Raw genomic sequence first — 22,313 nt, forward strand, 5'->3', positions numbered from 1 at the left:
CCGTGTGACCGGCTCCTCAAGGGCTGCTATCACCTGCTACCCGGCTGTGCTATCAGGTGATAGCTTCCCGGTATGGCGAAGACACAAGTGAACCTCCGGCTCGAAGAGGCCACCGCCGAGATGGCCCGCCAGGCCGCCGAGACACGGCATCTGCCGGTCAACGAGTACGTGGAGCGGCTGATCCGGGCGGACAACGAGAAGCTCCGCGACACCTTCCTGGCCGGTGCCCAGGAAGTCCTGGACACCTACGGCGACCTGATCGACGAGATCGAGGCCACTGCGTGACCCTCCACATCGACCTGACCTGGATCCTCGAGGTCGCGCGCCGCGCCGGACAGGACGACCCCGCGCCGGACGACTACGGCGTGCCGGTCGCGGCCGTGGAGCGGCACCAGGCCGTCCTGGCCGGACAGGACATCTACCACGGCGCCTACGCCCGCGCCGCGGCACTGGCCCACACCCTGGGCAGGCTGCAATGGCTCGAACGCTCCAACCTCCGGGTCGCCGTCGCGGTCGCCCACGGCTACCTCACCGCCACCGGCATCGACGCCAAACTCACCCAGAACGGCGTCACCGCCCTCGCGACCGAACTCAAACGCCCCGAATCGACCGCAGCCTCCGTCGCAGCCATCCTGCGCAGCTGGAGCAACTGAGCTCAGGCTCAGGCCGCGTCCCGCTTGTGGAGCAGGAGGCAGGCGCCCGGGGTCCCGCCGGGGACGGCCGGCTCGATGAGCAGGCGGGCGTGCGGGACGAGCCCGGCGCGGGTGGCCAGTTCGGCGAGGCGGTCGGGCGGCAGCAGGTAGACGTCGAGCGACATCGCGTGGCCGCCGTATCCCTCGTCCTTGTGCCGTCGTTCGTCGCCGACGTGGAAGCCGAGCAGCAGATGGCCCCCGGGGGCCAGCACCCGCGCGAACTCGTCGAACACCGCGGGCAGCACCTCGGGCGGCAGGTGGATGACGGAGTACCAGGCGACGATGCCGCCGAGTTCGCCGTCCGCCAGGTCGAGATCCGTCATCGACCCGACGTCGAACCGCAGGCCCGGGTGGTCCCGACGGGCCACGGCGACCATGCCCGGGGACAGCTCCACGCCGAACGCGTCCAGGCCCAGCGCGCGCAGATGCGCCGTCACATGTCCGGGACCGCTCCCCACGTCGGCGACCGGGCCGTCGCCGGCCTCCCACACCAGCTCGGCGAAGGCTGCCAGCATCGCGCGCCCCCAGGCGTCGCGGGCGAACGCGGCGGGCACGAGCCTGGCGTAGTCGGCGGCGACGGTGTCGTAGGAGGCGCGGGTGTCGCGCAGATAGGAGGGCTCGGTCACGCCCGGAACCCTACGCCGGGACCGGGCCCGTGGAGTCACGCACCCTGAGCCGGTGACCCGTGGTCTTGCGGCGGGGGCGCGCGGACCGCGGGCGCAGGACCATCTCCAGGGCCGCCGCCCCCATGTCGGCCATGGGCAGGGCGACCGTGGTCAGCGCGGGGGAGAGGTCCTGCGCGACCTGGATGTCGTCGAACCCGGCCACCGAGACCCGCCCCGGCACGGGGATGCCGCGTTCCCGCAGGACCGAGAGAACGCCGGTGGCCATGGCGTCGTTGAGCGCGATGATCGCGGTGGTCCCCGGGTGGTCGCGCAGGATGCGCTCCGTGCTGTCCCGGCCGCCCTCGCGGGTGAACGCGCCGGGCTCCACGGGCACCGCGCCCGGGTCCAACCCCCGTTCGGCGAGGGCCTGGTGGATGCCGTCGAGCCTGTCGTGGATGGTGGTCAGACGCGCCGGACCCGCGGCGATGGCGATGCGCCGGTGCCCGAGCGCGAGCAGATGCTCCGCGAGGGTCGCGCCGCCCGCCCGGTTGTCGGGCAGGACCGCGTCGCAGCGCAGGTGGTGCCGCCCGATGACGGCGACCCGCCCTCCCGAGCTCTGGTAGTCGAGCAGGGCGCGCCCGGCGCCCTCCTCGTCGGCCCGGTCGACATACCCGGAGCCCGCCATCACGATCGCGCCCACCCGGTGGGCGCGCAGCAGCCTGATCTGGGCCAGTTCCGCGCGGGGTTCGCGCGCCGTGTGGCTGATCTGGACGGTCCAGCCGTTCTCCGCGGCGACCCGGACGGCACCGCTGGCGATCTCCGAGAAGTACGGGTCGCCGATCTCGTAGACGACGAGCCCCGCCACCTGGGTCACCCCGCCGGCGAGGGTGCTGGCGTGCGGGTTGGCGACATAGCCCATCTCGGCGGCGACGGCGCGGACCTGGGCGGCGACCTCGGGCGAGACGCCGTCCCTGCCGCGCAGCGAGCGCGACGCGGTGGCGAGGGAGACCCCGGCCCGCTCCGCCACATCGAGCAGCCGCGGCGCACCCGCGCGCCCCGCGGTCCCCTCCCCGCGGACGCCTCGGGCCATCGAGAACCACCGTCTTTCGTTGTGACCATTGCCACGCTGCTGAGTTGCCCGTACGGTACCGCAAGCGCTTGCGAAAGCGCTTACTCACTCAACGTGGCAGCAGCGGCCTGCCCATGAGGTCCCATGGGCGAAGAAGCAGGGAGAGTCACCTCATGCCCCAGTGGAACCGGCCCGCGGTGGGCCTCGCGGCCACGCTTTCCGCATGCGTCCTCCTCCTCACCGCCTGCTCGGGCGACTCCGGCGGCGGGGGCTCGGACGACACCATCACCATCGGCGTCTCCCTCCCCCTCACCGGTGACTTCTCCGAGCCGGGCAAGGGCGTGCAGCGCGGCTACGAGGCGTGGGCCGAGAGCGTCAACGCCGACGGCGGGCTGCTCGGCCGCGAGGTCGAACTCAAGATCCTCGACGACCAGTCCAACGCCGACCGGGTGGTCCAGGACTACGAGGCGCTGATAGCCCAGGACCAGGTGGACCTGGTCTTCGGCCCGTTCTCCACCCGCCTGGTGGTGCCCAGCGCCCGCGTCGCCTCCGAGTACGGCATGCTCTTCGTCGAGCCCGCGGGCGCCGCCGCCGAGGTCTTCGACCAGGGCTTCGAGAACCTCTTCTACGCCGCCCCCGCCATCGCTGACGACCACTACAACCACCTTGCCGAGCACATCCTCTCGCTGCCCGAGGGGGAACGCCCGCAGACCGTCGCGGTCGCGGCGATGGACGACCCGTTCGCCCAGGGCACGGCCTACGGCCTGCGGGACAAGCTCGCCGAGGCCGGTCTCGACGTGCTGGTCGACGAGGTCTACCCGCCCAACACCACCGACTTCTCCAGCATCGCCGCGAAGATCAGCGACTCGGGGGCGGACGTCGTGATCGGCGGCACGCAGTACCAGGACGCCGTCAACCTCATCGTCGCGCTCCAGCAGCTCGACTACCAGCCGCAGCTGGCGGCGTTCTCCACCGCGCCGACCAACCCCGAGTTCTCCGCCGCGATCGGCGAGCGGACCGAGGGCATCCTCGCCCCCACCGGCTACACCCCCGAGGCCCCCTGGCCCTCCAACGTCGAGTTCGTCGAGCGGTACACCGAGACGCACGGCAACCCGCCCGCCGAGGACGAGGCCAACGCCTTCACCACGGGCCAGGTCGTCGCCGCCGCCGTCGAGGCCGTGGGCTGCGCCGAACAGGGCGAATGCCAGCAGCAGTTGATCGACTGGCTGCGGGAGAACGAGGTGGAGACCGTCGTCGGGCCGCTCTCCTGGGACGACCGGGGCCGCCCGCAGAGCGCCCACATGATCCAGCAGTACGTGGACGGCGGCATACGGATCGTGCTCCCCGCGGACGCCGCCGAGGCCGAGTTCCTCCACCCCAAGCCGGAGTGGTGAGCGCGCCGTGTCCGGATCCCTGCTCTTCCAGAGCCTCGTGCTCGGGGTCCTCCTCGGCGGGCTCTACGCCCTCCTCGCGGCCGGGCTGACCCTGTACTTCGGCGTGATGCGCGTGGTGATGATCGCCCACTCCGCGTTCCTGATCCTCGCCGCCTATCTGGCCTGGTACTTCAACGAGCGAACCGGCATGGACCCGCTGCTCTCGCTCTTCCTCACCGTGCCCCTGTTCTTCGTGGTCGGCGTCGGCATGCAGCGGCTCCTGATCACCCGGCTGCGCCCGGCCACGCTGACCATGATGTCGGTGCTGCTGACGTTCGCCATCGCCCTGTTCATCGAGGGCCTGATCGGCCTCGCCTGGAGCGGCACCCAGCGGCGCGTCCAACTGCCCTACTCCGGCTCCAACATCGAGTTCTTCGGCGCCCGCGTCGCGGTGGTCAAGCTGGTGGCCTTCGGGCTCGCCGCGGTCTCCCTCGCGCTGCTGTACCTGCTGCTGAAGAAGAGCCGGTTCGGCCACGCGCTGCGCGCCACCATCCAGCACCGGGAGGCCGCCGCGCTGGTCGGCATCAGGACCGACCGCGTCGCGGGGCTCGGCTTCGGGCTCGGCCTCGCCACCGCCGCGGTCGGCGGCACCGCGCTGGCGCTGGACGCCACCATCTACCCCTCGCTGCACTGGCACTGGGTCGGCCCGCTGATGGCGATCATCGTCGTGGGCGGCCTCGGGTCCGTGCCGGGCACGGCGATCGCCGCCATGGTGCTGGGCATCGGGCAGAGCCTCCTCCAGGTCGAACTGGGCACCACCTGGGCGCAGACGCTGTTCTATGTCGCCCTCTTCGCGACGTTGATGCTGCGCCCGCAGGGATTCTTCGGAGGCCGCCTTGCCCAACGCTTCTGACACCCACGGGACCCCGCCCACCACCGCGACGGCCGGGCCCGGCGGGGAGCGGCGGCGCCGGGGCGGCACGTCGCCGCGCGCCCGGGTCACCCTCGGCGGGGCTCTGCGGCTGGCCGCGTTCCTGGCCGCCGCCGCCCTGATCCTGTCCTTCCCGGACATGGCCCCCAACCCCTACGTCCTCTCCGCCGGTGTCGTCGTCGCGTCCTACGCCTGCACCGCCACCGCGTGGAACTTCATGGGCGGCTTCACCGGCTACATCTCGCTCGGCCACGCGGCGTTCTTCGGACTCGGCGCGTACGGCACCGGTCTGCTGATCCGCGACCTCTCCTGGTCGCCGTTCGCCGCCTGGCTGGGCGCCGGCGTGATCGTCTTCCTCATCACCATCCCCGTCGGCATCGCGGCGCTGCGGGTGCGCGGCGCGTCCTTCGTCATCGTCTCGATCGCGTTCGTCCTGATCCTCCTGCTGGTCTCGCAGGCGTGGAAGGACTTCACCGGCGGCTCGAACGGGCTGGTCGTGCCCCGCCCGTTCCCCGACCTGCTGCGGCCCGAGCACCACCGGAGGTTCTTCTACCTCTTCGTCGCGCTGCTCGCGGCGATGCTCCTGGTGTGGTGGGCGATCGACCGCTCCCGGTTCGGCGCCGGGCTCAAGGCCGTGCGGGAGGACGAGGACAAGGCCCAGGCGCTGGGCGTGCCCACCCGGAACTACAAGCTGGTCGCCTACCTGGTCTCCGCGTTCTTCACCGGCCTCTCGGGCGGCCTGTACGCCCTGTGGTTCGGCGACCTGGACCCGATCTTCCAGTTCTCCATCCTGCTCGGCGCCTACATGGTGCTGATGGCGCTGCTGGGCGGGGTGCGGCACCTCTACGGGCCGCTGCTGGGCGCGCTGATCGTGGGCAGCGCCCTGGAGTACTTCAAGCTGGAGTTCGGCGACACCCAGCTCCACCTGGTCGCCACCGCCGTGCTGCTGGGCGTCGTCGTCCTCTTCACCCCCGACGGGATCATCCCCGCGGCCCGGGACCTGGTCAGGAGGTTCGGCCCCCAGGACTCCTCCATCCGCGAGATGACCGCCGCCGAACTGCTGGAAAGGAACATGACGGCGGGCGACGGCGCGAAGGAGGAGGACCGATGACCACGCCCCCACGCGGCCTGGAGACCGTGGAGCTCACCAAGTCGTTCGGCGGCGTGCGCGCCGTCGACAGCGCCACCGTCACCTTCCGGCACGGCGAGATCAACGCACTGATCGGCCCCAACGGCTCCGGCAAGACCACCTTCTTCAACTGCGTCACCGGGATGATCAGGCCGGACGCGGGAACGGTCACCTACCGCGGGCGGAACATCACCGGCAGGCCCCCGCACCGCGTCGCCCGCGCCGGGATCGGCCGCAGCTTCCAGCTCTGCCGCGTCTTCCCGCGCATGACCGTGCTGGAGAACATGCTCGTCGCCGTGCGCCGCACCCGGCTGCGCGACCTGCTCGCCGGCGCCCGGCAACCGGAGGACATCGAGAAGGCCAGGCGGCTGCTGGTGCGCGTCGGCATCGACCACCTGGAGAACGCCGAGGCCGCAACCCTCTCCTACGGCCAGCAAAAGCTGCTGGAGCTGGCGGGGGTCCTGATGGGCGACCCGGAGACCATCATGCTGGACGAGCCCGCGGGCGGTGTGAACCCCGCCCTCATCGGCCGCATCGGCACCCTGATCCGCGAACTCAACGCCGAGGGCAAGACGTTCCTCGTCGTCGAACACAACATGGACATGGTCATGAGCCTGTCCCACCACGTCATCGTCTTCGACCGGGGCCGCCCCATCACCGAGGGCCCGCCGTCGGCCGTGCGGGCCGACCCGCGAGTGCTGGAGGCCTACCTTGGCATCTGAGCCGACCCCCGAGGGCACGCCCGCGCCGCTGCTCGTCCTCGACGACGTCCACGCCGGATACGGCCGCGCCGCGATGGTGCTGCGCGGCCTGACCATCGAGGTGCCGCCCGGCACCGTGGTGTGCCTGGTCGGGCCCAACGGCGCGGGCAAGTCCACCGTGCTCAAGGTCGCCAGCGGCCTGCTCAAGCCGCGCGGCGGCCGGGTCCTCGTCGGAGGCCGGGACGTCACCGGGCAGGGGCCCCAGCAGATGCTGGCCTCCGGCCTCGCCCACGTGCTGCAAGGGCACAGCGTCTTCCGGGAGATGACCGTCGCCGAGAACGTGCTGCTCGGCGCGTACACCCTGAGGGACAAGGAGCGGATCGCGGAACGGGTGGAGTTCGTCCGGAACCTCTTCCCCGTCGTGGGCGAGCGCTGGAAGCAGCTCGCCGGGCTGCTCTCCGGAGGGCAGCAGAAGCAGGTCGAGTTCGCCCGCTCGCTGATGGTGGACCCCGCGGTGGTGCTCCTGGACGAGCCGTCCATGGGCCTGGACCCCAAGACCACCGCCACGGTCTTCGCGCAGGTCGCGCGGATGCGCGACGCCGGGACCGCGGTGCTGCTGGTCGAGCAGAACGCCCGCCGCGCCCTGGAGACGGCCGACCTCGGCTGCGTTCTCGACCTCGGCCGGGTCCACATCAGCGGCCCCGCGCCCCAACTCCTCGCCGACCCGCAGCTCTCCGAGCTGTACCTCGGCGGCCGGCCGGCCGAGCCCTCGCTCAGCGGCGAGGGCTGACCCCCGCCGCGCGGCCCCTGCACGGAACCGACGACGACGCTGTCGAGAGGAATGCGGATGTTCAGCGGACAAGGACGCGGTCGAGGAAGGGCACGGGGCGGGCGAGGGCTCCTCCCCACGGCGGTGGCGGGCGCGCTGGTGGCCACCCTGCTCAGCGCGGGCCAGGGCGCCGCCGAGTCGCCACCCGCCCCCGCCGCGGACGGCTTCACCCCGCTCGCGGTCTTCGACGACTACGCGAACGGCAGCCTGCGCACCCAGGGCCCGTGGTTCGTCAACACCCCCGGCGCCCCGGACGGGGCGGTGGCCTCGGACGAGGCCCCCGCCTCGCTCTCCGGCAAGGCGCTGACGATCTTCCTCTCCGAGCAGGAGGTGCCCGTCCAGTACCGCGGCAACGCCTACGCGGTCCTGGACGACCTGGCCGTCCCCGCGGACGCCACCGGCACCGTCTTCTGGGAGCTGGTCACCGACGACCTGGCGGCCACCGCCCTGAACATCGGGCTGAGCGCCGACACCTCACCCGGCCTCGGCGCCGACACCACCGGCGACCCCCTGGACCTGGACGACTTCGGCCCCCACCTCACCCTGGACGCCCGCGGGCTCGTCGCCCGCGACGGCGCCGGGGAGCGCGTGCTGGACGTGACCGTGGCGGACGGCGAGCGCTACGGCCTGTGGCTGACCGTCGACAACGCGGCCGACACCTACCGGGTCCACGTCGCGGGAGCCGACGGCACCCCGCGCCCGGCCCAAGGCCCCGACGGCCAAACCGACTTCGCCTTCCGCACCGGCGGCGACGCGCCGCTGGAGACGTTCCTGCTGCTCAACGACCCGGACGAGCCTCCCTCCGGCGACACCCACCTGGACAGCATCCACGTCGCGCCGACGACGGCCACCACCGGGAATCCGGCGCCCGCCTTCGCCGAGGTCGTGGGCTTCGAGGAGTCCGGCGGCTACCGGGCCGGCGCCCTGGACGGGCAGGACGGGTGGCGCGCGGGCACCGCCGCCCGGGTCCTGGACGACCCGACCGGCCCCGCCGCCCCCAACCGCGTCATGGAGATGACCGGCGCCGACCAGGCCGCCGACCGCCCGGTGCCGGGCATCGCCGACGGCTCGGTCGGCACCGTCTTCTTCCGCATGCACCGCGACGGCCTCCTCGACACCTCGCTCGGCCTCACCGACGTGGCCGACCCCGCCGCGTTCGCCGACATGCGCGTGCAGGCCAACAGCCAGAACTCCACCGACCTGGGCGTCCGCGACGGCGACCGGTTCCGCACCGTCGGCACCTGGCCCGCCGACGCCTGGCAGTGCGTGTGGATGGTCGCCGACAACGAGACCGACCGGCTCGCGATGTACAGCCGCGGCGGCCCCTACCGCACCACCACCCGCCTGCCGGTGGACGACGCCCTCGACTTCGCCTTCCGCCAGTCCCCGACCGCCGCGCTCGACCGCTTCCTCGCGATCAACGGCGCCACCGGCGACGGCCGCCTGCTCATCGACGACATCGCCGTCGACGCGCACAGCGCCAATCTCCGCGTGCCCAGCGGCGACGCGGGCGACTGCGACGTCGTGGACACCGGCGACCAGCCGATCGAGACCCCCATCCCCGAGACCCCGCTCCCCTCCGACGTGACGCTGCGCCTGGAGGAGGTCGCCGACCTGCCCACCACGGGCGCGGGCAGCGAGGCCAGGATCAACTACGTCTCCGAGCTGCCCGCCGCCGACGGGCAGGGCTCGGGACGCCTGGCCGTTCCCGACCTCAACGGCCCGCTGTACCTGGTGGACGAGGAGAGCGGCGCGCACACCACCTACCTGGACGCGGCGGCCACCTTCCCCGACTTCGTGCGCCAGCCCAGCCTGGGCACCGGCCTCGGATTCGTCGCGTTCCACCCGGAGTTCGCGGCCAACGGCACCTTCTACACCGTCCACACCGAGGCGGGCGAGGCCCTCACCACCGCGACACCCACCCACACCCCGCCGCCGGACACCCGGGTGCACGGCGTGATCACGGAGTGGATCGCGGACGACCCGGCCGCCGACACGTTCTCCGGCACCCGCCGCGAGGTGCTGCGCGTCGGCTACAGCCGTTTCCTGCACGGGCTCCAGCAGATCTCCTTCCACCCGCTCGCCCAGCCGGGCGACGCCGAGTACGGCCTGCTGTACATCGCCTCGGGCGACGGCGACGAGGTGCCCAACTTCACCACCAGGCCCGGCGATCCGGGCCAGCCCCAGGGCAAGATCCTGCGGATCGACCCGGCCGGGAGCGACGGCCCCGGCGGCGCGTACGGCATCCCCGCCGACAACCCGTTCGTCGGCGACCCGGACGCCCTCGGCGAGGTCTACGCCATGGGGCTGCGGAACCCGCACCGCTTCAGCTGGGACCCGGCCGACGGCCGGATGTTCGTCGGGATGATCGGCGAGCGGTCCGTCGACTCCGTCTACGAGGTGCTGCCCGGCGACGACTTCGGGTGGAACGAGCGCGAGGGCGGCTTCCTCTTCAAGAAGTCCGACCCCGGTCACGTCTACCCGCTGCCCCCGGACGACGAGCGGTACGGCTACACCTATCCGGTGCTCTCCGTCGGCCGGAACTCCGGCGTCTCCCTCGTCGGCGGCTTCGTCTCGCGCGGTGACACCTACCCCTCGCTCGACGGGAAGTACCTCTTCGGCGACATCGTCAGCGGCGAGATCCGCTTCGCCGAGGCGGCCGAGATGCGACGCGGCGCCGACCGCGCCCCCTTCCACCAGGTCGGCCTGGTCGACGCGGCGGGCAATCCCACGACGATGCGCGAACTGGCCGGGAACAACCGCGCCGACCTGCGCTTCGGCCAGGACGCCGAGGGCCGCCTCTACCTGCTGTCCAAGGCCAACGGCACCATCTGGCGGGTGACCGCGGCGACCGGAGGCGGCGGGACGGGCTCCGGGTGCGACCTCGGCGACACCGTCACCACCGACGTGGCGGACGCCGACGACTGGGCACCGCTGACGCCGTCCCGCTGGGCCTTCGAGAACGGCGAGGTCATCCAGACCGAGCGGGGCGAGCAACCCGAGGGCCCGCGCCGCCCGTTCGAGTACGCCGTCCTCACCGCGGGCCCGGAGTACGGGTCGTTCCGCCACGAGGCCAGCGTCCGCATCGACGAGCCGGTCGCCCGGAACGACCGCGACGTCGTACTCATCTACAACTACCGCTCACCGACCCGGTTCTCCTACGTGCACCTGTCGCAGGACAACACGATCTACCCGCACAACGGCATCTTCGTGGTGAACGACGCCGACCGGCTGCGCGCCGACGACCAGTGGAACGGCGTGGACGAGGGCGCCCCACCGGCCATCGACGACACCGACTGGCACGACATCCGCGTCGACTTCTGCGCCGAGACCGGCCGCACCGAGGTCTACATGGACGGCGCCGACACCCCGCTGATGACCGCCACCGACACCGCGTTCACCGGCGGACGCCTCGGCTTCGGCTCGTTCGACAACTACGGCCGCACCACCGGCACCACGATCACCGGGACCCCGCTTCCCTGAGGTGGGCTACGCCCTGGCGGCGCGGAGGACCACGATGTGATCGATGTCGGCGTAGTGAGGGGAGCCGTCGGAGCGCCTGATCACCACGGTGTACACGGCGATGCGCTCCACGGTCCCCTCGACGCCGCGCGCCGTGTCCCGGACGTAGGCGCCCACGTCGAGCGCGTCAGCGGACATGGGCGGCCTCCAGCACGGCGGCGAGCGCGCGGGCGGTCTGGGCGTTGCAGCGGCCCAGGGCGATCAGCGGGGTGGGCACGAGGCTGCTGTAGGTGTCCAGTTCGAGCGTGGGCAGCAGGATGGCGTGCTTGTCCAGCGCGATCTTGAGCGCCTGGAGCGCGTCCATGGCCTCGGCCTTGGGCGAGCGCCGGGGCTCCTCCGCGATGTTCAGAGTCATGGGGGTGACCTCCGTGTACCGGATCGGTTGCGTTCTGTGAGGAGTAGAGCAGACTGAGCGGGTCCGCGATGGGTATGTCTGCCGCGTAGGCATAACGGGTGCGGGCCGAATCGTCGGATTCGGCGCGTAGTGGCAGGTCAGCGAGGATGCGATGTCGGCCACCGGCGAAGACATGTCTGATCTTGAGTATTTCGGTGAGGAGGTCATGAGGGCCCGTCTTGCCCGAAAGCTGACGCAGAGCCAGCTCGGTACAGGCGTGGGGTGCAGCCAGGGTCACGTGTCGAGAGTCGAGGCGGGACGGAAGATCCCCTCGGAGGAGTTCGCGGCGAAGTGTGACCTCGTGCTGGGCACCGACGGCATGTTCGTCCGGTTGCGCCGCAGGCTGCTGGAACGTGGGCACCCGAGTTGGTTCGTCCCGTTCACTCAACTTGAGCGCACGGCCGTGGAGATCCTCGACTACGCGCCCAGTGTGATCACGGGGATTTTCCAGACGGCCGAGTACGCCAGGGCTGTTTTCGAATCGTATGACCCTGCGGCCAGTAGGGAGGACATCTCTGCGTTGGTGAAAAACCGGTTGCAACGGCAGGCCATCTTGTTCAAAGACCGCCCCCCGCGCCTATGGGTGGTGCTGCACGAGGCGGCACTTCGCACGGTCGTCGGGGGTCCGCGTGTCATGTGCGAGCAGATGACCAAACTCACCGAAGTAGCCGCTCGCCCCATGGTCAACGTTCAAGTCCATCCCTTCCGGGCAGGGGCTCCGGCGTCGGTCGAACCCATGATCTTGCTGCAACAGCCGGACGGAAGCCGGTTGCTGTTCGGAGACACCGCTCTGGGTGGACAGATGAGCGAAGACGAGGCGCGAGGAGAGTTTGCCCGGCAGGCATACGATCGGATGCGCGCGGAGTCCATGGGAGTTCGCGACACGATGCGGCTCATTGAACAACTGGTAAAGGAATACTCGTCATGACTGACCTCGTCTGGCGCACGTCCAGCTACTCGGGGGGTAGTGGCAACGCGTGCGTGGGAGTGGCCGACGGTATGCCCGGAGCAGTGCCCGTGCGCGACACCAAGCAGGGCGACAGCGGGCCGGTCATCGTGACACGTGACGAGGCCTGGGCCGCCTTCCTGGGCATGGTCGCGTCTCGTTCGTTCTGACGGGCCCGATCCCCGGCGTAAGATCGTCGTGACGTTCCGCAGTTCCCATGGGGGGTTCCGTGTCGGCGTTCGATGAAGAGTGGGCCCAGTTACAGGCCGAGGCCCGAGAGGAACAGATCCGCACCCGGCTCAACTCCTCGGGTGGCGGCGGGGGGAACGATCGGCTGACGGTCAGATCGGACGCGCAGCGGACGGCCGCCGACTACCTGGAGAGGGAACTGCTTCCGGACGCCCGCCGGGAGGGCAACCGGCCGGTGGAGGAGCTGGAACAGGCGGCGGCCCGCATGAGCGGGTGGGCGTCGGCCACCGGCCTCCAGGCGGTCGCCGACACCTGGTCCGGCAAGGTGGAGCGGCTGACGACGCAGGTGCGGGCCGAGGCGGACGCGCTGCGCGGCACCTCGACAAGCTTCGCGGGCGGCGAGCTGGAGACCCAGTACCAGCTGCGGCAGCTCGGCCTCATCGACGGAAGCGGCTGAGCCGGTGCCGACCTACGCCGAGATCATGGAACAGGACTTCGGGGTCCTGGAGACGGCGGCGAGTGAACTGGACGCCGCCGGTAACGGGTTCGAGGAGATCGCCGGGCGCTACCGCGACGAGGTCGCCTCGCTGCCCGGCCACGAGGACCTGTGGGTGGGAGAGAGCGCGAGCGCGGCGAGCGTCCGGTTCTCCGTGACCGAGCAGGAGTGGGACGCCGCCACCACGGAGGCCCGAGCGCTCGCGGGCGTCATCAGAGACGGCAAGGCCGAACTGGTGCGCCTGCGCGACGCGCTGGAGACGGTCGTCGCCGACATCAGGGCCGAGCGGTTCAGCGTGAGCGGCGAGGGCCGGGTCCTGCTGAACCCGGACTGGGCCAACGACACGGAGTCCGACCGCCTGGAGCGCGAACGCAGCGCGTGGCAGGGCGTGTTGGACCGGGCCGTGGAGGCGGTGACGCAGGCCGACGAGAGTCTGCACCGGGCGCTGACCCGGATGACGGTGGAGACCGACGGCAGGCAGGCGGGCATCTTCAACGGCGGCGCCGAGGACACCACGGACGAGGTACTGGCGGGCCGCGCACAGGAGTTGGCCGCCAGGCTGGCCGGCGGCGAGGAACTGTCGGCGCGGGAGCGGGCCGAGCTCATCCGGCTGATGGAACTGGAGGCGTCCGACCCGGAGTTCGCGCGGGAGATGCTGGACGGCCTCGGCGGGGAGGGGTTCGTCAACCTGTCCGCCCAGATCGCCGGTCAGGTCGCGGGCGGCGAGGGCGACACCCGACGGGACTTCCTCACCATCCAGGACCACATGAGAACGCTGCTGGCGACCGGCACCGACGTGACGACGCTGGGGCCGGGCTGGTCGCGGACGGACGGGGAGCAGTTCTACACCCGGTTCATGTCCGAGCTGGACGAGGCCGGGCGCGCGGAGTACCAGGTGGAGGGGCTGACCGAGAGCGACGTGCGGGGGTACCAGTTGCTCGCGAGCGTGATGGGCTCCGGGGAGGCGGAGTACCCGGCCCGGCTGCTGCACGACCTCGCGGACCACATCCGCGCCGCCGAGGACCCCGCCGTGGGCGGCGACCCGGACTTCTGGCTCCAGTCCGGCGACGACCAGGGGGTCGACGGACTGGACGAGGAGGACCTGGAGTGGTTCAGGGCCGACCCGATGGACGCCATGCTCGGCATCATGGGCGACCAGCCCTCCGTGGCCACGTCCTACCTCGATCCGGGTGGCGGGAACGACCGGCTGGAGTACCTCATCGACGAGCGTGACTGGTCGCAGATGACGATGCAGATCAGCCCGACGACCGCTGTGGACCTCCCGTCGTCGCACGAGGGCTTCGGCGCCGCGCTCCAGGCCGCCACGACCGGCGTCCCGGCCGGCGAGCGCCCGACCGAGCTCCACCTCACGCGCGGCGGTGAACGGATCACCGAGCTGGTGTTCGACAAGTTCGCCGCGGACGACGCCGCCCTGATCGCGGACAACGGCGCCTTCGCCACCCTCCGCCCCGAACTGGCCACGATGACGGCGGCATATATGGGGGACTTTCAGGCGCAGTTGACGCGGATGGAGATCAACGATGCGGCGGAGGGGCTCGTCACACTGGGGGAGCCGGAGGAGATCGCCGCCTTCCTCTCGCAGTTGGGGCGCGACCAGGACGCGCACGGGATCGTCACCGGAGCCCAGCAGGCGTACACGACTCTCGCCCTCGACCATGCCATGACTGCGGAACTGCCCCCGGGCATGGGACTGGAGGAGACCGTCTCGCAGGCCGTGGCCCCGGGGGCGCAGATCGCGGGGATCATGAGCGAGGCCCGAGCCAATGCGATCTTCGAGGAGGGAATCGCGGGCGATCAGCAACACAACGACCGCGTCACGATGGTTCAGGACTGGACGGGTGTCGTCCTGGACGAGGCGGTGGGACGGGTGGCCGACAGGTACCCCGTCGCGGGCCCGGTCATCGAGTGGGGCGTGGGCGAGCTGTCGGACTCCATCTTCGCCACGCTGGAGCGTGACAACAGCGAGCAGGCGGCCCAGGACGCCGGGGAAAGCTACACAGCGGGCTACGAGGCTGCTGTGGACTCGGCGGCCAACGCCGTCACAGTGGCAGCCGGAGAACGATACGGATCCGACAGCGACGCGCCGAGGATTCTGCGCAACACGGTCAGGATGACCACCCAGGACAACTTTGGAGTCCAGATCGCGTGGAAGCCACCGGAAGGGTAAAGGCCATGAGCTATGAAGGGCGCACGTTCGGCAAGGTGGGCGCGGTGCTTCTGACGATGACGTTGACGACCGTGGCGTGCGGGGGGTCGGCAGAGCGGGAGTACACGCTACCTGACAACCTCTGCGGCGTCGAGATGGACGAGGAGTTGTACGCACCCCTGTTTCCCGGAGGTTCAGAGCTTTGGGTCAGGCAGACCTTCGCGGATGACCAGGAGTTGCCGCCACACCGCTGCGAATTGCTCGTGGACGATGAGCTGTTCTTCGAAGCGGACGCGACCGGCACCGGGCCCTTCGGGGATGAGAACTCGTGGGATGCGGGGCCCTTCGACCCGGCGGATGCCGAGGTCGTGTCAGGTGAGTACGAGGCGAGGGTGTGGCCGGGCTACGCCCTGTCCCTGGCGCCCTGCACGACAGTGGGCCTTGACACCATGCTGCTCACGGTGGAAGCCGAGTACCCCGGAGACGACGAGGAGTCACGGCAGGTCCTCTCCGAGGTGATCCTGCCGCTGATGGCCGTGGTCATGGAGAAGACCCCGTGCGAGGAGCACGCCGACGGCTGAGCGCGCGAAGGCACGGCCGGGATGTCGAGAACGGTGTGGCGGCTCCGTCCCAGGGGCGGATGCGGCCGACGTGGCCGCACCGTCGCGCATACCGGAAGGACAGCCACCATGGCCATCGCCGAGGACCTCGATCGCGCCACCGACTCGCAGTGGGACTGGGTCGCCGAGCACACCCGCACGTACCTGGCCTCGGGCGGCACCGAGGGTCATGTGAACGACGGCGTGCACACCCTCGTGCTCGCCACGACCGGACGCCGGACCGGCACGCCTCGCCGCACCTGCCTGATCTACGGCACCTCGGGCGACGCGTACGTCGTCGTCGCCTCCAAGGGCGGCGCCGAGCAGAACCCGGCGTGGTTCATGAACATCGAGGCGGACCCCAGCGTCGGGGTGCAGGTCGGCACCCGCCGGTTCACCGCCCGCGCCCGCGTCGCGTCCCCGGCCGAGCGCGCGTCCCTGTGGGCGCGGATGGTGAAGATCTTCCCGCTCTACGACGACTACGCGCGGAAGACCGACCGCGAGATCCCGATCGTCCTGCTCACCCCGCTGGACGGACCCGCCGGCGCAGGGCAAGAGGGCGAGGTCGGCCCAGCGTGACCGCCAGGATCACCTGGCTCGGCCTCGTCGGCCAGGTGAGCGAACGCCTCGCGCCAGACCGCGTACCACTCGCGGAACCACGGGTGCGACTGCGCGAGGGGGACGATGGCGCGTACCGTTTCCCGGTAGTACGAACGGCGCTTCTCCGGCCGGGGATGCGTGTCCAGCCGTTGCACGTTGCTCAGCCGGTCCGCCAGTTTCACCAGCAGGGCGTCGTCCGGGGCATGTCGCAGGCGTGCCAGATACGCCGCCCGAGCCTCCGCGCGGGTCCGTCCCTCCGACGGCGCGGGCTTGGTCACCCAGTCGACCAGGACCGCGACGCGGTCACCGAAGCGCTCCCGCACGTCCTCGGAGGAACACTCCGTGTCCTCGACGACATCGTGCAGCACGGCGGCCCGCAGCACGTCGATGTCGGTCGTGCCCACCGCCTCGACCAACACGCACACGGCTTCGAGCAGGTGCTCGACATAGGGCTCGCCCGCCGGCCGGGTCTGGTCCCCGTGCCACCGCACGGCGAACGCGACCGCGTCGTCCAGCAGTTCGAGGTCCTGATCCGCGACGCGCCGCGCCCATCGCTGACGCAGGGACGGCCATCCGGCCGCCGCCTCGAAAACCCGCGGTCCCGTCATGCCGTTCGCTCCGACGGCGCCGGGGTGATCCGTTTCTCGAACCAGTGGTGTGCGTACGGCTCGTCGTTGAAGGCGGGGACCTCCTGGAAGCCGCTGGAGTGGTACAGGCCGATCGCGGCGCTGAGCGCCTTGTTGGTGTCCAGGCGCAGGAGGTCGAAGCCCTGCCGCGCGGCCCGTGCCTCCAGTTCGGCCAGGAAGCGGCGGCCGAGGCCGAGGCCCCGGGCGTGGGGCGCGACCCACATGCGCTTGATCTCCGCCGGGGCGCCGGGCCGCAGCTTGAGACCGGCGCAGCCGACGGGCTCGCCGTGCAGCCGGGCGACCAGGAACAGCCCGTGCGGCGGCCGGAGTTCGCCCGCGTCGGGCAGCAGACTCCGCGCCGGGTCGAAGCCGTTCTCGAAGCGCTCCCGCACCTCGGTGACGTAGGACCGCAGGCATTGCTCCCCGTCGGGATGACCCGGGTCGACGGCGGCCAGCGTGACCGTCGCGGCGGTCAGCAGCCGGTCGACCTCGGCCATGGCGGCGACGAGCCGGGAGCGCTGGGCGGTGTTGAGCGGCTCCAGGAGGGAGCCCGCCAGTTCGTCGCTGCGGTCGTCGAGCAGGGCGCGCTCCGCGCGGCCCGCGTCGGTGAGCCGGACGGTGCGCACCCGCCTGTCCCGGGGCTGCGGCTCCACCGTCACCAGGCCGTCGCTCTCCAGGGAACGCAGCAGGCGGCTGACGTAACCGGAGTCGAGCCCGAGGCGCTCGCGCAGCCGCCGTACGTCCTGGCCCCGTTCGCCGATGTCCCAGAGCAGCCGGGCCTCACCGATGGGCCGGTCGCGCCCCAGGTAGTGGTCGTGGAGCACGCCCACGCGCTCGGTGACGGTGCGGTTGAACCGCCGCACCCGCTCGATCTGCGTCGCATCCATTCTCTGACTCTAGTCAGACAACTGTGGGCGTGACCAGAGGCGGCCCACTCCACGCGGCAGCTGCTCACGCCGCCCCCGGAGCTGGTGCGTAGGGGGCGGAGGGGCAAGCACTCGGACGGGGGTGTGCGAGGAGCCGGGCGGTCTTCTCCGGCAGTTCGATCGTTCCCAGGGGGCGGTATCCGGCGGCGGCGAAGGCCCGGGTGGACGCGGCGTTGCGCGCGTCGGGCTCGGCGACGACCCGGGTGCAGTCCGGGTCGGCGTCGAACAGCCCCCGGGCGATCTCCCGCAGCAGCTCCCGGCCCAGCCCCCGGCCGACGCGGTGGCGATCGCCCAGGGCGATGTGGACCCCCAGGTCGTGCGGGTGGCACGGGTAGTACCCGGCCAGCCGGTCGCGCAGCACCCGGTAGACCTCGACGTAGGCCAGGGACGTGCCGTCCCGGCTGATCAGGCAGGGCAGGGAGTGGACCCCGGCCCGCTGCCCCGCGAGCTCCGCCGCCCACGCCTCGCGGGACCACGCCTGGTGCCAGAACTCCGCGATGTGGGGCCGCGCCATCCAGCGGTGGACGAGGTCCAGGTCCTCCCCCCGCGCCTCCGCCGCGCGGACCGTCCAGCCGCCGCCGAGGCGGGGCAGCGGCGGGCCCGGTACCGCGGCCCCGTCACCGGGATCGGGACCGTCACCGGGATCGGGAACGGGCGGTCTCACCCCTTCTCCGGCCGGAGCGGGTTGCGCGCCTCGTAGTACACGGACTGCGCGTCCAGCGGGGCCAGGACCTCGTCGATGCCGTGGAGCCGGGTGAACAGGTTGCTCTTGCAGGGCAGTTCCTCCGCCTCCAGCCACCGGCGCGCCAGCCGGTCGCCGTCGGGGCCCGCGTCCGCGAGGGCGGGCAGCGCGGCGCGCAGCCGGTCGGAGAGCACCCCGAGGAGGCGCCTCTCGGGCGCGAGCCCGTCGACGGCCAGGCAGCCGACGACGGCCAGCGCCTGGTTGCGCAGGAGGTAGTAGGACAGCCGGTCGTCGACGAGCGCGTCGTCCACCACGGCCAGGGTGGAGGCGGCGGCGCCGGACGTGGCCAGCAGCCCCTCCAGGTGCGAACGGGCCAGGTAGTAGCCCTGGTTGTCGCGGAACGCGCCGCCCGCCACCCGCCCCTCGGCGTCCAGGCGGACCAGGGTGTTCTGCTGGTGCCCCTCCAGGCCGATGCCCGTGGCCGCGTACAGGTGCAGCATGGGGACGAGGACCCGGTCGGTGTAGTCGGCCACCCACCGCTCGGCGGCTCCCGGGCCGAGCGCGGCCACCAGCTCGCCGAGGCGGCTGCGGCCCAGGCCGGGCCGGGGGGCCACGAGGCCCGCGAGGCAGCGCAGCGCGTCCACGCCGGGCGGCACCTCGCGCACGGCGACGTCGAGGCCGGTGACCTCGGGGCCCCCGGGACGGCCCGGCTCGTCCACCGCCAGCCAGGCGGGGTCGCGGGTGATGGCGAACCCGGGGTGCGCCGCGAACGTCGATGCGCCGTATCCGGCGTCGAGCAGCCGGTCGACCTCCAGGCCCCTGCGCAGCTCCGTGCGCGTGGACTCGCGGCGGGAGTTGGTCAGCCGCAGGCCGAGCGAGAGTTTCAGCATCACCGGCTCGCCGGGCCGGTAGAGGGTGCGCACGCTGGACGTCGGCCACCACGGCGGGCCCAGCTCGCCCAGCGGCTCCAGCGCCCCGGAGCGGACGAGGGCGGCGATCCGGGGCCGTTCCAGGAGGTCGCGGGCCTGCCAGGGGTGGGCCGGGACCAGCACCCGGCCGCCGGGATCCCGGTGCCCGGCCAGGTCGGCGAGGAGCGCGACGCTGTCCCGCCCGGCCAGCGAGGGCGCGCCGGCCACGGCGTCGTGGGAGACCACCGAGGGATCCGCGGCGAACCAGTGCAGGCGGAAGGAGCCGCGCAGCTCCGGCGAGTACCGGGCCGCGTCGTTGTCCGAGATCCCGTCCCTGCTCTTGGGGGCGGGGTGGTGCAGGTGGCCCAGCAGGAGGGCCTGTTCGGCGTCGAGGAAGCCGTCGACCCCCGCGGGGGGACGCGGCTCGGCGCGGCGGGCGCCGACGAAGGCGGCGACGCGGCGCACGGACTCCGCGGTGCGTTCCACCAGGTCGGCCGCCTCGCCGGGGGGCACCCCGCCCTCGCGCCGCCCCCCTGCCGTGGCGGCCTCGGCGGCGAGGAGGGCGATCACGGTCACCGGGTCGGCCGCGGCGCCCAGCGGCCCGCCGGGGCCGCGCAGGGTGACGGGCCCGAAACGGTGCCACCCGGTGGGGGACCAGTGCGTGACCTCGGCGATCAGGGCCAGGCCCGAGACGGGAAGCTCGACCCGCACCGGCCCCGCGACCGGCGCCGAGCCCCGCTCGTTGAGCCAGCACCGCAGGATCGCCTCCAGGTGGGCGTGCTCCGCCGCGGCGCGCGCATCCGCCAGGTGCAGCCGGTCGGTGGCCGCGACGCCGGTCACGGGGCCGGTCACGGCGGTGGCGCCGGCGGTGGCCGGGGGGCGGCTCATCGGGCGTTCCCCCGGGGGCTCAGGCCGTGGTCGCGCGCCAGCGGATTGGGGTGGGTGCCGTTGGGATACAGGGCATGGCGCAGCGCCCGGTCGGTGTAACGGGTGACCACGAGGCGGTCCCGGTTCAGCCCGTAGCGGGGGATGTCGGGAACCAGCAGGTCGTAGGCGGCGAAGCGCTCGGCCAGCTCGGGGAAGCGGGCCTGGAAGGCGAGGATGGTGTCGCGGGCCATGCCCCAGAACGTCGCCTCCGGCACTCCGAGGTGCTCGGCGCACAGCGGCGCGAGGTAGCGGAAGTGCCCGACGAAGACCTGGTCCATCACGTGCTGCCGGATCACGGACGGGTGCTTGCGGGGCAGGATGTGGCCGTGGCTGTCGGGCTCGGGGCCGCGCTCGGGCACGTCGTCGAAGGAGACGCAGACGTCGTCCACGAAGTCCTTGAGGTAGAGGCGGACCGGGACGTCGCGCCCGTCGTACCCGAGCAGCGTGTTCTGACCGTGCGGGTTGAACGTCACGCCGTACCGGTACAGGACGTGCAGCAGGGGATCGAGCAGCGTGCTGAAGAGGCGGCCCAGCCACTCCTCCGCGGGCAGCCCCGAGGAGCGCACCAGCGCGGCGACGAAGGCGTCCCCGGTGCTGTCCACGTGCAGGAGCGAGGCGAAGGTGCGGACCCGTTCCCCGGCACCGGCGCGGGAGGAGACCGACTCGCGCCATATGCAGCCCAGCGTCTCCAGGTGCTGGTAGGGCACCTCGGGGAACGCGTCCAGGTAGGGGTGGCGCACCGTCACCGAGGCGACCTCGCCCAGGAACACCGTCCTGGTCTCCTCGGTCAGCAGCGGGTCGCGGTCGAGCAGGCCGCGCAGCCACTGGGTGACCACGGGCGCGCCCGCGGTGCAGTGCGGCGGGATCCCGCGCCACACCAGGGTGTTGAGGATCTTCAGCGGCAGCTTGACGTCGTACCGCTCCGGGTGGGTGACGTTGGCCATGGTGCGGATGGACTGCCCCGGGAGGTAGGCGTCGGGGCTGTCGCCGAGGGGAACGATGCGGCGCTGCGCGATGTCCGCGGCGTGCAGGATCTGGACGGCGTGGTCCCACTGCCAGGGGTGCACGGGCATCCAGACGAAGCCCTCGGGCGCGAGGCCCGCCCGGTCCAGGACCGCCGTGAAGCGCGCCCGGGTGTCCTCGTCCAGCTCGCGGGAGAGCACCTCGCGCTCGGAGAGCTCGGAGGTTCCCCTGAACTCGGCGAGGCCGCGGTGGACGGCGATCCAGCGCAGGCGGACCGGCTGGGCCGACTCCGGGGCGTAGGCGCGGACCTGGGAGGCGGAGAAGCCGACGCGCCCCTTGTTCGCCACCAGCAGGTTGTGCCCGGTCATGCGGCACTCCAGCTCGGTGTGGCCGAGGGAGAGCAGCTCGTCGGCCTTCTCGCCCCCGTGGGTGGCGCGGGCGGCGTCCACGGCCTGGGTGGCGGACAGCTCGGTGAAGTAGGTGGCGACCGTGGCGGCGTCGGTGCCCAGGGTCGAGGCCGCGTCCAGCAGGAACCGCTGGACGTCCCAGGCCGGTTCGGCGATGGAGTTGCCCAGCATGCCGGTGGCCGTGCGGCTGATCGAGCCGGGGTCCACGCGGAGCCAGCCGAACGCGCCCGGCTCGGCGGCGAACACGTAGGTGGTACCGCTGTCGAGGTCCACCCGGTAACGGCCCTCGCCCGTCTCGACCGCCTTGAGCATGTCCTCGAAGCACCACTCGCCCAGTGCCTTGGCGAGCAGACGTCGGCCGGACTCCCGCCAGGCCGCCGGGTCCACGTCCGGCAGCTCGGGAACGGGGTGTGCCGCCGGCGAGGGTTCCTCGGCTCGCCGGTCGTCGGCGCTGGTACGGGACGTGGGCATCGAGCGGCTCCGGGCGTGGTGGGGAGGAAGAGGACCGGGCTCCACGCCCGAGACGCGCACCAGATTAGGTTAGCCTTGCCTAATTTGCAATGCGGCGATGGCGCCCCCTCAGCCCCCCTCAGCCCCCCTCCGAGCCGGGGTGAGCGGCTCGGGGACCGGTC

General features: G+C 72.1%; 23 protein-coding genes. 14 read left to right on the top strand and 9 right to left on the bottom strand.

Features of this window, described 5'->3' with window-relative positions; genetic code table 11:
• The first annotated feature begins 72 nt into the window (after positions 1-72).
• Together ADY01_RS03725 and ADY01_RS03730 are read left to right on the top strand one after the other, a co-directional pair.
• Positions 73-285 carry a hypothetical protein gene (locus ADY01_RS03725; protein WP_049565323.1) on the top strand — a complete coding sequence of 71 codons (213 nt, stop codon included), beginning with the start codon at positions 73-75 and terminating at the stop codon, positions 283-285.
• Positions 282-653: a hypothetical protein gene (locus ADY01_RS03730; protein ID WP_049565325.1), complete on the top strand. Its 372-nt coding sequence runs from the start codon at positions 282-284 to the stop codon at positions 651-653. The genes ADY01_RS03725 and ADY01_RS03730 overlap by 4 nt, the downstream gene beginning before the upstream one ends.
• An 8-nt stretch (positions 654-661) precedes the next feature.
• Here the strand turns inward: ADY01_RS03730 and ADY01_RS03735 are convergent, their stop codons facing one another.
• Together ADY01_RS03735 and ADY01_RS03740 are read right to left on the bottom strand one after the other, a co-directional pair.
• On the bottom strand, positions 662-1,318 hold the full coding sequence (locus tag ADY01_RS03735) for a class I SAM-dependent DNA methyltransferase (protein ID WP_049565327.1): 657 nt from the start codon (positions 1,316-1,318) through the stop codon (positions 662-664).
• A 10-nt stretch (positions 1,319-1,328) separates the two neighbouring features.
• A complete protein-coding gene (locus ADY01_RS03740; protein WP_049565328.1) occupies positions 1,329-2,387 on the bottom strand; it encodes a LacI family DNA-binding transcriptional regulator in 1,059 nt (352 codons plus the stop codon).
• Between the two features lie 152 nt (positions 2,388-2,539).
• On the opposite strand from ADY01_RS03740, the gene ADY01_RS03745 reads away from it, so the two are divergent.
• The 6 genes from ADY01_RS03745 to ADY01_RS39635 are packed head-to-tail and all read left to right on the top strand — an operon-like array spanning position 2,540 to position 10,812.
• Complete coding sequence (locus ADY01_RS03745) at positions 2,540-3,760, top strand: amino acid ABC transporter substrate-binding protein (RefSeq protein ID WP_049565330.1); 1,221 nt, start codon at positions 2,540-2,542, stop codon at positions 3,758-3,760.
• A 7-nt stretch (positions 3,761-3,767) separates the two neighbouring features.
• A complete protein-coding gene (locus tag ADY01_RS03750) occupies positions 3,768-4,652 on the top strand; it encodes a branched-chain amino acid ABC transporter permease (protein ID WP_049565331.1) in 885 nt (294 codons plus the stop codon).
• A complete protein-coding gene (locus ADY01_RS03755; RefSeq protein WP_199826154.1) occupies positions 4,636-5,781 on the top strand; it encodes a branched-chain amino acid ABC transporter permease in 1,146 nt (381 codons plus the stop codon). Before ADY01_RS03750 ends, ADY01_RS03755 begins: the two co-directional genes overlap by 17 nt.
• Entirely contained in the window at positions 5,778-6,521 is a 744-nt protein-coding gene (locus ADY01_RS03760) for an ABC transporter ATP-binding protein (RefSeq protein WP_049565332.1), read from the top strand. Before ADY01_RS03755 ends, ADY01_RS03760 begins: the two co-directional genes overlap by 4 nt.
• The gene (locus tag ADY01_RS03765) at positions 6,511-7,290 is read left to right on the top strand and encodes an ABC transporter ATP-binding protein (protein ID WP_049565333.1); all 780 of its coding nucleotides are present in this window, start codon (positions 6,511-6,513) and stop codon (positions 7,288-7,290) included. Before ADY01_RS03760 ends, ADY01_RS03765 begins: the two co-directional genes overlap by 11 nt.
• Positions 7,291-7,347: 57 nt before the next feature.
• Positions 7,348-10,812, top strand: a complete 3,465-nt coding sequence (locus tag ADY01_RS39635; protein WP_199826155.1) for a PQQ-dependent sugar dehydrogenase — start codon at positions 7,348-7,350, stop codon at positions 10,810-10,812.
• Between the two features lie 6 nt (positions 10,813-10,818).
• On the opposite strand, the gene ADY01_RS38850 is transcribed toward ADY01_RS39635, so the two are convergent.
• A complete protein-coding gene (locus tag ADY01_RS38850) occupies positions 10,819-10,989 on the bottom strand; it encodes a hypothetical protein (protein WP_159000934.1) in 171 nt (56 codons plus the stop codon).
• The gene (locus tag ADY01_RS03775; RefSeq protein WP_049565335.1) at positions 10,979-11,206 is read right to left on the bottom strand and encodes a hypothetical protein; all 228 of its coding nucleotides are present in this window, start codon (positions 11,204-11,206) and stop codon (positions 10,979-10,981) included. The genes ADY01_RS38850 and ADY01_RS03775 overlap by 11 nt, the downstream gene beginning before the upstream one ends.
• A gap of 151 nt (positions 11,207-11,357) precedes the next feature.
• Between ADY01_RS03775 and ADY01_RS03780 the strand changes: the two genes are divergently transcribed.
• From ADY01_RS03780 to ADY01_RS03805, 6 genes are all read left to right on the top strand, one after another.
• Positions 11,358-12,173 (top strand): helix-turn-helix domain-containing protein, encoded by an 816-nt coding sequence (locus ADY01_RS03780; protein WP_049565337.1) that lies wholly within the window; start codon positions 11,358-11,360, stop codon positions 12,171-12,173.
• Complete coding sequence (locus ADY01_RS03785) at positions 12,170-12,361, top strand: DUF397 domain-containing protein (RefSeq protein WP_049565338.1); 192 nt, start codon at positions 12,170-12,172, stop codon at positions 12,359-12,361. The genes ADY01_RS03780 and ADY01_RS03785 overlap by 4 nt, the downstream gene beginning before the upstream one ends.
• Before the next feature lie 59 nt (positions 12,362-12,420).
• A complete protein-coding gene (locus ADY01_RS03790) occupies positions 12,421-12,837 on the top strand; it encodes a hypothetical protein (protein WP_159000936.1) in 417 nt (138 codons plus the stop codon).
• A gap of 4 nt (positions 12,838-12,841) precedes the next feature.
• Positions 12,842-15,064: a hypothetical protein gene (locus ADY01_RS03795; protein WP_049565347.1), complete on the top strand. Its 2,223-nt coding sequence runs from the start codon at positions 12,842-12,844 to the stop codon at positions 15,062-15,064.
• On the top strand, positions 15,043-15,624 hold the full coding sequence (locus ADY01_RS03800) for a hypothetical protein (RefSeq protein WP_159000938.1): 582 nt from the start codon (positions 15,043-15,045) through the stop codon (positions 15,622-15,624). Before ADY01_RS03795 ends, ADY01_RS03800 begins: the two co-directional genes overlap by 22 nt.
• 108 nt (positions 15,625-15,732) lie before the next feature.
• On the top strand, positions 15,733-16,221 hold the full coding sequence (locus tag ADY01_RS03805) for a nitroreductase family deazaflavin-dependent oxidoreductase (RefSeq protein ID WP_049565349.1): 489 nt from the start codon (positions 15,733-15,735) through the stop codon (positions 16,219-16,221).
• Here the strand turns inward: ADY01_RS03805 and ADY01_RS03810 are convergent.
• The 5 genes from ADY01_RS03810 to ADY01_RS03830 form a co-directional block, all read right to left on the bottom strand.
• Positions 16,122-16,850: an HD domain-containing protein gene (locus tag ADY01_RS03810; RefSeq protein WP_063784106.1), complete on the bottom strand. Its 729-nt coding sequence runs from the start codon at positions 16,848-16,850 to the stop codon at positions 16,122-16,124. The genes ADY01_RS03805 and ADY01_RS03810 overlap by 100 nt on opposite strands.
• Positions 16,847-17,755 carry a bifunctional helix-turn-helix transcriptional regulator/GNAT family N-acetyltransferase gene (locus ADY01_RS03815; protein WP_049565350.1) on the bottom strand — a complete coding sequence of 303 codons (909 nt, stop codon included), beginning with the start codon at positions 17,753-17,755 and terminating at the stop codon, positions 16,847-16,849. Before ADY01_RS03815 ends, ADY01_RS03810 begins: the two co-directional genes overlap by 4 nt.
• 64 nt (positions 17,756-17,819) lie before the next feature.
• A complete protein-coding gene (locus tag ADY01_RS03820) occupies positions 17,820-18,458 on the bottom strand; it encodes a GNAT family N-acetyltransferase (RefSeq protein WP_078899961.1) in 639 nt (212 codons plus the stop codon).
• Positions 18,455-20,272, bottom strand: a complete 1,818-nt coding sequence (locus ADY01_RS03825) for an IucA/IucC family protein (protein ID WP_063784107.1) — start codon at positions 20,270-20,272, stop codon at positions 18,455-18,457. Before ADY01_RS03825 ends, ADY01_RS03820 begins: the two co-directional genes overlap by 4 nt.
• Complete coding sequence (locus tag ADY01_RS03830) at positions 20,269-22,152, bottom strand: IucA/IucC family protein (RefSeq protein WP_063784108.1); 1,884 nt, start codon at positions 22,150-22,152, stop codon at positions 20,269-20,271. Before ADY01_RS03830 ends, ADY01_RS03825 begins: the two co-directional genes overlap by 4 nt.
• Positions 22,153-22,313 lie beyond the last annotated feature (161 nt).

Source organism: Streptomyces sp. SBT349 (assembly GCF_001083795.1).
Taxonomy (GTDB): Bacteria; Actinomycetota; Actinomycetes; order Streptomycetales; family Streptomycetaceae; genus Streptomyces.

Bases quoted from the DNA above. Each gene is read 5' to 3' on its own strand.
- ADY01_RS03760 (WP_049565332.1), top strand. From the start codon at position 5,778: ATGACCACGCCCCCACGCGGCCTGGAGACCGTGGAGCTCACCAAGTCG.
- ADY01_RS03775 (WP_049565335.1), bottom strand. From the start codon at position 11,206: ATGACTCTGAACATCGCGGAGGAGCCCCGGCGCTCGCCCAAGGCCGAG.
- ADY01_RS03830 (WP_063784108.1), bottom strand. From the start codon at position 22,152: ATGCCCACGTCCCGTACCAGCGCCGACGACCGGCGAGCCGAGGAACCC.
- ADY01_RS03805 (WP_049565349.1), top strand. From the start codon at position 15,733: ATGGCCATCGCCGAGGACCTCGATCGCGCCACCGACTCGCAGTGGGAC.
- ADY01_RS39635 (WP_199826155.1), top strand. From the start codon at position 7,348: ATGTTCAGCGGACAAGGACGCGGTCGAGGAAGGGCACGGGGCGGGCGA.
- ADY01_RS03725 (WP_049565323.1), top strand. From the start codon at position 73: ATGGCGAAGACACAAGTGAACCTCCGGCTCGAAGAGGCCACCGCCGAG.
- ADY01_RS03785 (WP_049565338.1), top strand. From the start codon at position 12,170: ATGACTGACCTCGTCTGGCGCACGTCCAGCTACTCGGGGGGTAGTGGC.
- ADY01_RS03825 (WP_063784107.1), bottom strand. From the start codon at position 20,272: ATGAGCCGCCCCCCGGCCACCGCCGGCGCCACCGCCGTGACCGGCCCC.
- ADY01_RS38850 (WP_159000934.1), bottom strand. From the start codon at position 10,989: ATGTCCGCTGACGCGCTCGACGTGGGCGCCTACGTCCGGGACACGGCG.
- ADY01_RS03740 (WP_049565328.1), bottom strand. From the start codon at position 2,387: ATGGCCCGAGGCGTCCGCGGGGAGGGGACCGCGGGGCGCGCGGGTGCG.
- ADY01_RS03780 (WP_049565337.1), top strand. From the start codon at position 11,358: ATGTCGGCCACCGGCGAAGACATGTCTGATCTTGAGTATTTCGGTGAG.
- ADY01_RS03745 (WP_049565330.1), top strand. From the start codon at position 2,540: ATGCCCCAGTGGAACCGGCCCGCGGTGGGCCTCGCGGCCACGCTTTCC.
- ADY01_RS03810 (WP_063784106.1), bottom strand. From the start codon at position 16,850: ATGACGGGACCGCGGGTTTTCGAGGCGGCGGCCGGATGGCCGTCCCTG.
- ADY01_RS03815 (WP_049565350.1), bottom strand. From the start codon at position 17,755: ATGGATGCGACGCAGATCGAGCGGGTGCGGCGGTTCAACCGCACCGTC.